Here is a 13,917-nt window from a genome sequence, read left to right as displayed (position 1 = left end):
ATACTATTCACTGCAAACCTTTTCTATTTTTTTTCTTAATCTTTCAACAGAGTTTCCTCTAATTAATGCTGTAAACATTGCACCGCCGGCCCCAACACCTTCTTTAACAAAACCGTCAAGGTAATTTTTTAATCCAGGGTACTCTGCATCTTCAAAATTAGGGTCTACAATATTGATTGTGATGTCTTCATCAATCTGTTTTATAAGGTCAAATAAATCAGCGGTTTCATCATTGGCTACAAAAACTGTAGTAGCTAAGTTTATCCTTGAAAAATCAAAATTGGGGTTTATGGATTTTACAATTGCACAAACAGCAGCCATTTGTGTTCCACCGCCTAAAATTATTGGGATGTCTGTAGAAATTACAAGTCCAGCCATTCCTGCAAGGGTTGGATCTCCAACCGCTCCAATAGCTTGCATTGCATCAATTTCATCAGTTTCAGGATTAAGACCTGCATTTTTCAATCCTTCATCCACTACTTTTGTTTTTAAATCATGAGGATTTGTAGGCATACTTCCACTGACTTTCTCATTAGCATCATATCCAAGAGCTCTTAAGACTCCAAGAGCAGTAGTTGTTCCTGCAGCTATACTTTCTCCGATTACTAGATAGTCATGCATCATTGAAAGCTTTGATCCAAGTTCTTTTGCATTTTCATAAATTTCCAATGGATTTAAAACTCCTTTTCCAGTTCTGATATCTCTTCCGTATTCCTTTCCAAGTCTGTTGCATTCTAAATCAGGAGTAATTTTGGAACCTGCATCTACTATAACAAATGGGATATCAGCAAGTTGTAGGGATGCTTTAGTTAGCATTGATGGTGTTGGTGCAGCAGTTTCTCCAACTACTGTTTGGGGGATTTCGTCCATACAATGAACACTTCCGTGAACCATTATTTCAGCATCTGCTGCAGGTGTATATTCAGTTAATTCGGGGGTTGCTCCAGCTCCGGATATTCCAGGTATTTTGGAAGTTTCAGTTGTACCTATCATACATATAAATACAGGTTCTGCATACTTTATCTGGTTTATTAATTCCTCAGAACCGTATGTTGTTATTCCGTCAATCATTTATTCACCTTTTTTAATTCTTCAATAATAATTTTATTTTGATTTATAATTTTTTGATTTTGCTTAATAATTTTTTCCAACATCTCTTTTTGAGTCAAATCCGTGCTGAATGTTTTTCCGTCTCTGGCTCTTGGAGGTATTTTAAATTCATTTGTTTGAGGTCTTGGGGGGATTCTGTTCGGACTGTCGGAATCTTTTTTAATTTCCTGTGTGTAGATATTTGAAACATTATTTTTACTGTTTTCTTCTAACAGTTCCATTAATCTGGAATCTACTTCATCACCTTTAAGCTGTCCCTGTTCAACTTCAAATCTTAATCTTTTTTGGATATTATATCCCTGATAAATTGGGATGTCTCTATTTTTGATTTCTTCTTTAAATTCCTCACTAAGATGTATGTCTCCCGTTAATTGTTTAACTCTTTTTTCTTCAGAAGTTTTTGTGCTATAAAATCCCATGGTTAGTAATTTATTTTTGAAATTTAAATATTTGTAGGAAGTGTGATATTATAAAATGTGTGTTTTTGCAAATTTTAAAATAGTCGTGAACTGTATCTTATTTATATTTCAAATGACCAATATTAAATTAAATTATTTTTTAAGTTGATTGTTTTGATATGTTTAGGAATTGAAGGAACTGCTGAAAAAACAGGTGTAGGAATAGTTGATAGTGACGGAAATATATTGGCTATGGCGGGAGAACAATTATTTCCTGAAAAAGGAGGTATTCATCCTAGAATAGCTGCCGAACATCATGGATATTGGATTCCAAAGCTAATTCCAAAAGCTATTGATGAAGCGGGAATTTCTTACGATGATTTGGATTTGATCTCTTTTTCACAGGGTCCTGGTCTTGGGCCTGCTTTAAGAATTGTAGCTACTTCTGCAAGAACACTGGCACTATCATTAAATAAACCGATAATTGGTGTTAATCATTGTATTGGGCATGTTGAAGTGGGAAAATTAGATACTGGTGCAGTTAATCCGGTAACACTTTATGTAAGTGGTGGAAATAGTCAGGTAATCTCTCATGAAAGCGGAAGATATAGGATTTTTGGTGAAACATTAGACATTGCTGCAGGAAACTGTCTTGATCATTTTGGCCGTGAAACTGGTTTGGGTCATCCGGGAGGTCCGGTAATTGAAAAATTGGCTAAAAAAGGGTCTTATGTTGATTTGCCATATGTTGTAAAGGGAATGGATTTTTCATTTTCAGGATTATTGTCTGCAGCTTTAAGGGAAGTTAAAAAAGGCACTCCAATTGAAGATGTTTGTTTTTCACTGCAGGAAACCGCTTTTTCAATGCTTGTTGAAGTAACAGAAAGGGCACTGTCTCATACACAAAAAGATGAGGTCATGTTATGTGGGGGAGTTTCTGCAAATTCCAGACTCAGGGAAATGCTTAAGGTAATGGCTGAAGAACACGGAGCCAAATTTTGCATGCCTGAGATGAAACTGTGCGGTGATAATGGAGTAATGATTGCATGGTTGGGATTAATTATGCATAATCAATTTGGTCCTTTGGATATTAAAGATACTGGAATTATTCAGCGTTTCAGAACTGATGAAGTGGAGGCACCATGGGTTAATAATAATGATTCTCATTTAAAATTACCTGATAATTTAATAGCTAAAGGTGCTGAATCGGATATTATTAAAAGTTCATATTTAGGTAAAAATGCAGTATTGAAAAGTAGAATTCCGAAAGCTTACAGAATTGCTGAGATTGATTCCAAAATAAGAAAGTCAAGAACTAAACTTGAAGCCAAATTGCTGTCTGATGTTAAAAAATCAGGTGTAATTACTCCTGTATTGTATGATGTTGATTTGGAAAATAAATCTATATTGATGGAAGCTATTGAAGGTAAAATGCTTAAAGAAGTTATTGATGACAATTTAGCTTATAAAATTGGAGTTGAGATAGCTAAAATACATAGTTTGGATATTATTCATGGGGATATTACAACTTCCAATATGATGCTTAGAGGCGGAAAATTAGTATTTTTAGATTTTGGTCTTGGGAGACATTCTGATTTATTTGAAGATAAGGCAGTTGATTTGCTTGTGTTGAAAAAATCATTGCAAAGTATAGACAACACTACAGCTAGCAAATACTTTGATAATGTCTTGGAGGGTTATGCAGAATCATATGGAAAAAATAAAGATAAAATAATTGAAAAAATAAAAGAAATAGAATCTAGAGGGCGTTATACTCATTAGAAAAGTACAGGTTGTGCCGACCTTATTTTTATATATGTGAGAACCTCTTTTTTTTAGTGTATTGAATGTGGGATTGACACAAATTTCTAAATCCGTTTGCATAAAACTTATAAAAAAGTTCCGGTGCTTATAGATTTTAAGCACCAGAACTTATGATACAAAATTTCTTTTGTAGTTATAATTAAATTTTTTGGAACTGTTGAAAATTAAAAAATAAATGTAGTTTGATATTTGAATATTGCTTTTCACTTCGTAAATTTATTATAACTCTCCAATTGTTTTAATTTTAAATAAATATTAAATGCTATTTTAAACAGCCGATTGGAATTACTTTAACGCCATCCGGACGAGTGTATGCATATTTTCCACCAGTAAGCACTGCAAGAAATGTAGGATTATCCAATTTTTTATTCTTTTCAATTAACTCCTTGATTTTAAGGAGATTTTGGGCACCTTCGTTTATTCTTTCACTTCCAAGCTTGCATTCTATTAATGCATATCTTCCGTCCCTCAAGTGAACAACACAGTCAATTTCTAAATCTGACTTGTCATGGTAATATGAAACTTTTCCGCCATGGGAATTTGTATAAACACTTAAGTCACGAATGCATAAATTTTCAAAAATAAATCCGAATGTTTCCAAATCATTCGCCATTGATTTAGGATTTGCATTCAATGCTGCTACGGCAATTGAAGGATCAATGAATACTTTTTTATTTCCTGATCTGATTGCTGATTTGGATTTGATGTTTGGGGACCATCCTCGGTTGTCTTCAATTACAAATAATTTTTTCAAGGCATCAACATATGAATAGTATGTGGGTCTACTTATATCCATAAAATTAGCATTAATATCATCTATAATGGTTTGGTCTTTAGCCAGTGTGGAATTATTTCTTGCAAGCGAACGTAATAATACTCTTACCCTATCAGGGTCTCTTTTAACCCCATCAACAGCAGAAACATCTGTGTTACAAATGTTTTCCAAATAATTATATGCAACGAAAAGTTTGCCCTCTCTGGTTTTTTGATTCAATGAATCTGGCCAGCCTCCGCGGCATGCAGCAAATATCAAATCGTTTATTGTTAAACTGGATTCGCAGTTATTAATGTTAATGTCGGGATTGTCAAATAAGTCCATAATTGAAATTTGCCCGTTTGATTCACCGCTTTCATACAAACTCATAGGCCTCATCAGCATTCTATGGATTCTTCCGGTTCCTGAGTGCATGATGCTGTCTTCATCGACCACTGTTGAACCGGTTAAAATATATAGTCCATATCCTTCGCTTTCATCCACGCTTGTTCTGACGGAATCCCACAATACAGGAGCCACCTGCCATTCATCAATTAATCGTGGTTTCTCTCCTTTCAATAATCTGGAAGGTTCTATGTCTGCCCACATCATATTTGTTTTATAATTATCTTTGTCTTGTAGTTTTAATACACTTTTAGCATGCTGTTCGGCAGTAGTTGTTTTGCCACACCATTTCGGTCCAACAATGAGAATCGCACCAATCATTGTAAGATATTTTTCCAAATCTTTATCCAATATTCTCGGTAAATATTTAACAACCATAGTGATTACTCCTTATTTTTACAATTTTTCCATATATTATTTTACAATTTTTCCATATATTATTTTACAATTTTTCCATATATTATTTTACATTTTTTCAGTATATTATTTTACAATTTTTCTAACACAAAAATCTGTTACTTATTTTATTTAGAGCATTTTGAAAAGCAATATTTTTTTCGAAAAATAGGTATGTTTTCTTGTCATATCGATTGTTTCATCATTTTGGTTCATTTTCATTTTTTGTTTTTTGAATATGTTTGTTTTAAATAATATTGGATAGTGTAACTTAGGTAAGTTTATCACTATCTAATTAATCCAGTATCCTGATTTATACGTAAATTTTGCAGGTATAATTTAAAAAGATTACTTTTTAATTTGTATTTGCCTCTTGCTGGTTTGATTATCATGTTTTTGTTAATTAAACTTTTTAGCAATGCTGAGGGTTCTGAGTTTAGGTGAGCATTATCTTTGATATAGGAATATGATAAAATTGTTTCGTTGCTTTCAGCCATTAAGCATAGTATTTTTCGCTCTTCCGTAGTGGATTTAGAGAATAATGATTTAAATTCACGTTGGGCCAAAATGTTTAAGGAATACACAGATGCCTTTTTAAACTCATCCATAGTCACTTTATCATCTTCATTTGTTTCTTCAAAACAGCTGTAAGCTAGGATTTGCATGTAATATGGAATTCCGTTTGATAATTCATATATTTCTTTTATGACATTCTCTTCAAAGGCCACATTTTGTTCTTTAGTAGGAATATTGATTGCATCATATACTTCGCCGTAGGATAATGGTCCAATTAAGTAAGGTTCGAATATCCGTACTGCTGAGTCAAGTTTATCTTGTATTTTGTTGAAAATGTCTTCTGAACCAGTAGCTACAAACATTATGTTTTTTCCTTTTAGATTTAATTCTACAAGAGCATTCTGCAAGATACTCAATATCTTCATTGTTTCATCATTGCCCATAATCCTTTGAAGATCATCAAACAATAGGATTAAAACAGGATTGTCAGAGCCTAGCTCATCATAAATCACATTTAAAATTTTTTCAAATGCAACTGCAGGGCTGGTTTGGGGAATTTCACGTGATACAGATATGCCTCCGATAAATGGTATATTAATACCTAATGAACTTATTTTCTCCCAAAAATGGCCAATATTAATATTTAACGTGTCAGAACATTTTTCTATTATTAATGAGTAAATGTCTTCAAAATTTCCTTCCATTAATGGAATTCTAACTGAATATACATCATCAAGATTAGTTATTTCCTCTTGAAATTTTAATAATAAAGATGTTTTTCCAATACCTTTTGGTCCATATAATATTAAATGGCCGGGAATTCCTATTTTAGTTGAGTTATATATTTTTTTAAGTTCATTTAATTCATTTTCACGGCCAGTGAAATACGAAGGCAAAATTCCAGTTCGTTTTCTAAAAGGATTATTTTTCATGTTTATAACCTCTGATAATACATTTCATAAAAAACATAAAAAACATAAAAAAAATTTATGTTTCTTATGTTTCTTATGTTTTTCAGAATATTTAAAAATTCTCATTAGAAAACATAAATTCCATAAAAAACATCTAACAAATTAGATAACTGCTGCTGACAAATCAATCCCGAAAAAATTTAAAAATTAGAATCTTAAATTATCTATTATTTGATTAAAGAATATTCAGTAGTTGACGATTAATTTTTTAAAATTCTTTAAATTACTTATTTTATGATTTAAGCTATTTTAATTAAAAATAAAAAAATTCATGTTGGTTGATGATTAAGGTTGATGATATGTGTTTTATTAAAAAACATAAAAAACATAAAAAAAATTTATGTTTCTTATGTTTCTTATGTTTCTCAAGAATTTTGAAATTTACATATAATAACTGCTATTCTAATAATTTTTTAAGTCATAAAATAAAAAGTATCAATTTTCATAAGAGTATTCGCTAAAGGATTAAGTTTGTAAGAAAAGCAAATAAAAGAATAATGTTCAAGTTTTTTTTACATATTGGGAAATGATAAAACTATTGGAAACCATTATTGAAGATTGATGATAATATATAATTACTTTAGACCAGCTGAGCTTTCCTAAACAATGAATTGTTCATTTAAATCTTTTAACTGATTATGAGTTAATTTTATAAAAAATTTAATTCATAATTAATTTTATGATAACATTTATAACTGGTAACAAACATAAAGTTATAGAAGCAGAGAATATATTTAAAGATTATGACATTAACTTAGAGCATATTGATTTAGGTTACTGTGAACCTCAGGGAACTCTTGAGGAAGTAGCTATATCAGGTGCAAAATATGCCAGTCGTAAACTTAATAAACCTGTGATTGTTGAAGATGCTGGTTTATTCATAAAAGCTTTAAAAGGTTTTCCTGGAACATATTCTTCTTATGTTCAAGAAACTCTTGGAAATCAGGGAATATTAAAGCTTTTAGATGGTGTCAATGACCGTTATGCCGAATTCAGGTCAGTTATTGGGTACTGCGCCCCCAATTCTGAGCCCAAGATCTTTTTAGGTAAGGTCATAGGTGAAATCGCAGTTGAAGAAAAAGGAGATTTAGGTTTTGCTTTTGATCCTATTTTCTATGTTCCAGCTGAAGGTAAAACTTTTGGAGAACTTACAACTGAAGAAAAAAACCAGTTTTCACATAGAAAAAATTCTTTAGAAAAATTTATTAAATGGTATTCTATTCAATAATTTTCTAATTTATTATTATGGGCTTACTTTATAACTAATATTAAGAGGTAATTATTATGGCAAGACCAGAATGGGTAACTTACAGTGATGAAGAAATTGAAGAAATGATTTTAAAATTTAACAAAGAAGGAAAAAGTACCAGTGAAATCGGTATTATTTTAAGAGACCAATACGGTATTCCTAGTGTTAAAGAAGTAACCGGTGAAAGAATCACTCAAATCTTAAAAAGAAATGATCAAGCTGGAAAATACCCTGAAGATTTAATGAACTTAATCAAAAGAGCAGTAAATATAAGAGATCACTTAGCTGAAAATCCTAAAGATTTACACTCTAAAAGAGGTTTAACTATCATTGAATCTAGAATCAGGAGATTAGCTTCATATTATGTAAATGAAGGTGCATTACCTGAAGGATGGAGATACAATCCAAAAGAAGCAGCACTCCTTGTTAAATAGAGCTAGTGAAGCTAGTAATGTGCTTAAGAAGCATATAGAAAACAATAACGTTATAAGAATTATTTCTCATAATGATGCTGATGGAATTTCAGCGGCAGCTGTATTAGCTAATGCTTTAAAAGAAGAAAATGTTCAGTTTCATACTACGATTGTTCCTCGTCTTAAGGAAGATTTAATAAATCAGTTAAGGCATGAAAAACATGATTTGGTCATTTTTTCAGATATGGGAAGTTCTTTTGTAGGGGAACTCAATTCTTTTAAATGTGATGTTATTATAGCTGATCATCATCAGGTTAGTGATGTTGAAGCAGAAAGCAATGTGGTTCACATAAATCCTCATTTATTTGACATTGATGGAAGCAGGGATTTAAGTGGGGCTGGTTCCAGCTATTTGGCAGTTAGGGATCTTGATAAAAAACATTTAGCTTATTTTGCTTTAATTGGTGCTTTTGGTGATATGCAAGGTCAAGATGGATTTACTGGAGTTAATAAACTTATTGTTGATGATGCTAAACAAAGTGGTAATTTGGAAATTCATGATGGTTTGAAAATAGTTTCTAAATCATCTGAACCACTTTTTAAATCTTTAGCTTACACTTTTTCTCCTCCGCTTCCAGGAATAACTGGGGATTTGGAAGGTTCAACTGAGTTTTTAGAAAAGATGAATTTGTCTTATGGAATTAAATTCACTGATTTAGGTGAAGAGGAAAAAGATATTCTTAAAGATGAACTTATTAAAATCAATCCGGATATCTTCGGGGATTGTTACACAGTTCCAAAAGAAATACCTTTGCTTCGTGATTTGGAAGAGTATTCATATATTCTTGATGCATGCGGTAAAAATAAGAAGTTTGGATTAGGTTTAAGCATAGCTCTTGGAGAACGTGAAAAAGCCTTAAAAACAGCTACTGATTTGCAACGCAAATACCGTGATCAACTTGTTAAAGGATTGGAATGGATTAAAAGGGAAGGTTCAGTTAATCTTTCTAATATTCAATATTTATACAGTGAGGATAAAGTGTTGAAATCTGTAATGGGTACAATAGCTAGTATAGGTTTGTCTATTAACTTGTTGGATGATTCAAAACCTGTTTTAGGATTATCTAGACTTCATAAGGATATTAAAGTTTCTGGAAGAACAACCAGACAACAAGTTGAAAAAGGAGTTAATTTGGGAAAAGCCTTACAGGATAGCTCCAACAATTTCGGTGGTCAGGGTGGAGGTCATGATATTGCTGCAGGGGCTATGATTCCATTTGATAGTAAGGATAACTTTTTAAACTTAGTTAATGATATGGTTGAATATCAAATAAATAATGATTAATATGTTTTTAACAAAAAAAGAAGAACAAATGTGTGATGGGGAGTTTGGAGAAACTATTAGAAAAAGCATGGATATATTAGTGGCTTTAGGAGATATTTATGGTGCTTCTAAATTAGTGGATATCACTTCAGCACAGGTTTCCGGAGTTTCTTATAAAACTATTGGTGATGCAGGTTTGGATTATCTTCAAGATTTGGCCAGTGATGATAAAGGGGTAGCTAGTGTTAATTCTTCCCTAAATCCTCCTGGAACTGATTTGGATAATTGGGAAGCTCTAGGATTTCCAAAGGAATTTTCAATTAAACAAAATCAAATTGTAGAAGCTTACGGTAAACTTGGAATCTCAAAAACATGTACTTGTACTCCTTATCTTGTTGGAAATGTTCCTAGATTTAGAGACCATGTATCATGGTCTGAATCTTCAGCAGTAGCATATGTTAATTCTGTAATTGGTGCTAAAACTAATCGTGAAGGCGGTCCTGCAGCATTAGCAGCAGCTATTGTTGGTAAAACTCCTCTTTATGGATTCCATTTAGATGAAAATAGGACGGCTAATTTAGTAGTGGATGTTGAAACCGAACTCGCAGGTGCTGATTTCGGAGCTCTCGGATATGTTGTTGGGAAAATTGTCGGTGGTGGAGTGCCTTACTTTACTCTTAAAAATATTCCTGATAATAATAATTTAAAAACATTAGGAGCAGCACTTGCGTCATCAGGTTCAGTAGCTCTTTATCATATGGAGAATGTTACTCCGGAATATGATGTGGCTGCTAAAAGTGAAGCTGATGATCATATTGCAATCTCTGAAGACGACATTTTAGACACCCGTAACAAACTATCTACTACAACTGATGAACCGGATTTAATCTGTTTGGGCTGTCCTCATGCTTCCTTGGAAGAAATAAAAGAAGTTGCAAATATTGTCAAAGGAAAATCAATTAAAAACAAATTATGGATTTGCACATCAGTTAGTGTAAAAGCAACAGCTGATAGAATGGGGTATACAAAAGTTATTGAAGATGCAGGTGGTAATGTGGTCTGTGATACCTGTATGGTCGTAGCACCTATTGAAGATAGGGGCTTTGAAGTAATTGGTGTAAATTCAGCAAAAGCAGCTAATTATGTTCCGTCTATGTGTGGACTTGATGTTGTTTATAATGATGTAGAAAACTTGATTCAATTTGAATAATTTTTTCTACTACTTTTTTTTTAAATTTCAGTATTTCTATAGAATGTTTTTAGCTATTTTTCTTAAAAGTGTATTTTATAAGAAACTATTTATGTAAATAATTTGATAGGGTATTCTATAAGACACTCATTAGGTTGTTTTTAATACTTAGTCGAAATGTAATCAACTTTTTAGGGTGTTGTCTTCAACTTTAAATTTAATAAAATCATATAATAATTATAGGTGAATAAATTTATGAATTATTTAGTTATTGGTGCAGGAAATGCTGGTAGGCCTGTTGCAAGGTTACTTAATAATCAAAATCATAAGGTTATTATAACTGATCCAAAACAGTTATCTGATTTTAAACAAGATGTGCAAAGTATTTTAAAACAAATGGAAAAAGAGGGAGTTATTTTAGATTTAGGTAATGATAATCCTTCTATTGATGGTATTGATAAAGTTTATAAGGCTCCAAGTTTGCCTGACAGTGCACCTATTGCAAAAAAAGTTGCTGAAGCTAATTTAGAGGTTATTACTAATGAAGATTTCTCAAAAATGGTAAATGATTTAATTCCTGTTGATATTATTGGAATCACGGGAACTATGGGTAAAACAACTACTACATTTATTACAACAAGCATTTTTAAACAGGCAGGTTATAAAGTATGGTCCTGCTCTTCTTTAGTTAATAATTTAGTTAGTGAAGCTATTATTGATGGTATAGTTAAAGGTAAAGCTCAAAATTGTGATATAGCTATTTTTGAACTTCCTCATGGAACTATAGGGCTTCTAAATGAATTGGATATTAAAATTGGTCTTTTAACCAATATTGCTGAAGACCATCTGTCTGAATTTGGAGGTTCTCTTGAGAAATATCAGCAACGTAAATTGATTTTGGAAAAAATGAGTGAAACATTTATTGCAAATAATTCCTGCAGGGATATTATAGCTCCGGTAAGGGGCAATGCTCTTTATTATGCTTTAGATGATGATTGTGATTTTATTGGAACTGCCGGTGATGAAAAATTAACCCTCAAATATTCTAAAGGGGAATTTACAACACCGTTCCACATGGTCAGCTATTTCTTTGAAAACTCTGTAGGGGCCAGCAGTGTTGCTTTAACTTATGGTGTTTCTCCGGAAGATATTACTGATGCATTATCTGAATTTAAAGGACTTCCTGCACATATGGAAGATGTTGGTGAGTATAATGGAAGAAAAGTTATTTTGGATTCTGCATTTTTATATGATGGAATGAAAATCACTCTTGAGTACTTTAAAGACGACAATGTTGTACTGTTTCTAGATCATTTTGATACATTATCTAAAAGGGATAAGACAGAAGTCGGTCAGCTTGTTGGACAGTATGTGGATGTTATAATAGCTAGTGGATTTAATGAGGTTAACCAAACAGTTGAGATGGATGCTGCATATGAAGTTTTAGATGCTATTGAAAATCCAAGTGCAATTAAAGTAGCTACTAGGGATATTACTGAAGCAGCCGCACTTACATTCAAATATTCCAAACCTGGAGACATTATTCTGCATATGGGGCCACTTATAGCTTATGATAGAATTACCACTGTTGAAAAAATCATGAAAGGACTTGAAGAGGGAAGTAAAAAATATGAATGAGTCTGATTTTCCGGAAGATACAACATTTGGAGTAATTGGAATTTGTGGAGCTAATTGTAATCTGGTAGCTAGAATTCTTAAAGACCGTGGATTTGATGTTATTGGAACAGATATGTCCTCTGGTGATGATTGCAGGTTTAAAAAATCTTTGGAAGGATATGACATTGAAGTATTTTATGAATCTCATCCTGAAGAGTTTTTTGAAAAAGCAGATTATATAATTCCTCCAATAAGTTTACCTAAAACAGCTGAAGTATTTGATATTATTCAGGAAAAAAACATTCCAGTTCTGGAAGTTAGTGATATTATTGATATTTTTAAAGTAAATAAACCGGTATTTGGAATAACCGGAACTAATGGTAAGACAACTACCACAACCCTTCTGAAAAAAATAGCTTATGATAATAATATTGCACCTGTTGAACATAATTTAGAAAAAATGCAGGGGAATGCTGAATATATTCCAATTTTACAGTCTCGTTTAAATGGGGATGTTGGAATATTGGAAGTGGGCACATTTGGAGTTCCGGGCACTATTGAAAGAATAGTTGGAAATTCTGAATTAACTTCCGGATTAATAACAAACATAACTCCTGATCATTTAAATGATTTGGGAGGATTTATGGAGTATGCGCATGTTAAAGCAGAATTTATAAAAGGATTGGCTGGAAAACAACTTATTGTAAACGGTCAGGATCCAACAATCATGGGGCTTTTAAGGGAATTGAACTTTGCAGGTGAAATAATTACTTTTGGGGTAGATGAAATGCCTGTAGGTGTAGCTTCTAAAGAATGTGTTTGCGGTAAAACCATTGATGTTAAAGAGATTATTTCAGGTTCCGGCTATTATTTATGTGAATGTGGTCTGACAACTCCTCAGCTAGATTATATTGCAACCAACATTAATTTAAAAAACAGAACTTTTGAATTACATACTCCGGAAGAAAAATTAGAAGTTAAAATGCTTCTTGATGGAATTCATAATGTCTATAATGTTGTTGGAGTAATTGTTGCAGCTCATGAATTTCTAAAATTACCTTATGATAAAATATTGGAGTCAATAGCTACTTTTGGTGGGGTTTCTGGAAGGATGGAGAAAGTAGCCACAATTGGCGAAAAAGATGTTGTTGTAGATTTTGCACATAATCCGGCAGGTGTTGAAACGGTTTTACGTGAATTTAAAAAATTATATGGTGATATCACTACAGTTATTACAATTTCCTCTGAATCCGGTGCTGAAGGAGATTTGGAAATATTTAATAAAGTTTTAGAGTTTTCTAAATACATTGTTCCGGCATCCAGTGCTTCTCAAAAAATAGCTAGTGATAAAATAAGTGAATGTCCTGAACTTAAGGAAAAAATTATATTGAATCATGGTGTTGATAACTTTGTCAAAAAAGGCACACTTGGCGCAACCTTTGATGAAGTTCAAGAAGGAATTAATCAGGCATTAAATTTAGATTGTAATAAGATAGTAGCTATTGGCGAAGCGGCTACAAAATTTAAAAAATGTGTCAATAATTTGTAAATTAAATATTTATGTTTAATTATTCTTTCTAAATTTTAACTATATTTAATACTCTAAATATTTATTTTGTTTATGTATTATTATTATTTTTATTATTTTTTATACACAATTTCCTTTTTATTTATTGATTTGAATACTTTTTTTTGCTTATTTTTATCTTTTGATTTATTTTAATTTTGTTCAGTTTTATTTTTTAATATAT

At 31.9% G+C, this 13,917-nt stretch carries 11 protein-coding genes; 7 read left to right on the top strand and 4 right to left on the bottom strand.

Annotated features, from left to right (window positions below; all coding sequences use genetic code 11):
- Positions 1 to 3 precede the first annotated feature (3 nt).
- Together cobT and MSM_RS06060 are read right to left on the bottom strand one after the other, a co-directional pair.
- Entirely contained in the window at positions 4 to 1,071 is a 1,068-nt protein-coding gene (gene cobT / locus MSM_RS06065; RefSeq protein WP_011954349.1) for a nicotinate mononucleotide-dependent phosphoribosyltransferase CobT, read from the bottom strand.
- Positions 1,068 to 1,529: a hypothetical protein gene (locus tag MSM_RS06060; RefSeq protein WP_004032736.1), complete on the bottom strand. Its 462-nt coding sequence runs from the start codon at positions 1,527 to 1,529 to the stop codon at positions 1,068 to 1,070. The genes cobT and MSM_RS06060 overlap by 4 nt, the downstream gene beginning before the upstream one ends.
- A 144-nt stretch (positions 1,530 to 1,673) precedes the next feature.
- On the opposite strand from MSM_RS06060, the gene MSM_RS06055 reads away from it, so the two are divergent.
- Positions 1,674 to 3,290, top strand: a complete 1,617-nt coding sequence (locus MSM_RS06055) for a bifunctional N(6)-L-threonylcarbamoyladenine synthase/serine/threonine protein kinase (RefSeq protein WP_004032737.1) — start codon at positions 1,674 to 1,676, stop codon at positions 3,288 to 3,290.
- A 304-nt stretch (positions 3,291 to 3,594) separates the two neighbouring features.
- Here the strand turns inward: MSM_RS06055 and MSM_RS06050 are convergent, their stop codons facing one another.
- A complete protein-coding gene (locus MSM_RS06050) occupies positions 3,595 to 4,869 on the bottom strand; it encodes an ATP-binding protein (protein ID WP_011954348.1) in 1,275 nt (424 codons plus the stop codon).
- Between the two features lie 305 nt (positions 4,870 to 5,174).
- Positions 5,175 to 6,335 (bottom strand): AAA family ATPase, encoded by a 1,161-nt coding sequence (locus MSM_RS06045; protein WP_011954347.1) that lies wholly within the window; start codon positions 6,333 to 6,335, stop codon positions 5,175 to 5,177.
- A gap of 718 nt (positions 6,336 to 7,053) precedes the next feature.
- On the opposite strand from MSM_RS06045, the gene MSM_RS06040 reads away from it, so the two are divergent.
- From MSM_RS06040 to MSM_RS06015, 6 genes are all read left to right on the top strand, one after another.
- Positions 7,054 to 7,602 carry an XTP/dITP diphosphatase gene (locus MSM_RS06040; protein ID WP_004032739.1) on the top strand — a complete coding sequence of 183 codons (549 nt, stop codon included), beginning with the start codon at positions 7,054 to 7,056 and terminating at the stop codon, positions 7,600 to 7,602.
- A 56-nt stretch (positions 7,603 to 7,658) separates the two neighbouring features.
- Positions 7,659 to 8,057: a 30S ribosomal protein S15 gene (locus MSM_RS06035; RefSeq protein ID WP_004032740.1), complete on the top strand. Its 399-nt coding sequence runs from the start codon at positions 7,659 to 7,661 to the stop codon at positions 8,055 to 8,057.
- Positions 8,047 to 9,381, top strand: a complete 1,335-nt coding sequence (locus tag MSM_RS06030; RefSeq protein ID WP_011954346.1) for a single-stranded-DNA-specific exonuclease RecJ — start codon at positions 8,047 to 8,049, stop codon at positions 9,379 to 9,381. Before MSM_RS06035 ends, MSM_RS06030 begins: the two co-directional genes overlap by 11 nt.
- 1 nt (position 9,382) lies before the next feature.
- Entirely contained in the window at positions 9,383 to 10,570 is a 1,188-nt protein-coding gene (locus MSM_RS06025) for an aconitase X catalytic domain-containing protein (protein ID WP_304439934.1), read from the top strand.
- A 234-nt stretch (positions 10,571 to 10,804) separates the two neighbouring features.
- Entirely contained in the window at positions 10,805 to 12,187 is a 1,383-nt protein-coding gene (locus MSM_RS06020; RefSeq protein WP_011954344.1) for a Mur ligase family protein, read from the top strand.
- Positions 12,180 to 13,715, top strand: coding sequence for a Mur ligase family protein (locus MSM_RS06015; RefSeq protein WP_011954343.1), 1,536 nt, complete (start codon positions 12,180 to 12,182; stop codon positions 13,713 to 13,715). Before MSM_RS06020 ends, MSM_RS06015 begins: the two co-directional genes overlap by 8 nt.
- Positions 13,716 to 13,917: the final 202 nt, after the last annotated feature.

The organism is Methanobrevibacter smithii ATCC 35061, assembly GCF_000016525.1.
Lineage (GTDB): Archaea > Methanobacteriota > Methanobacteria > Methanobacteriales > Methanobacteriaceae > Methanocatella > Methanocatella smithii.
This window is presented reverse-complemented; position numbering and strand designations above follow the sequence as displayed.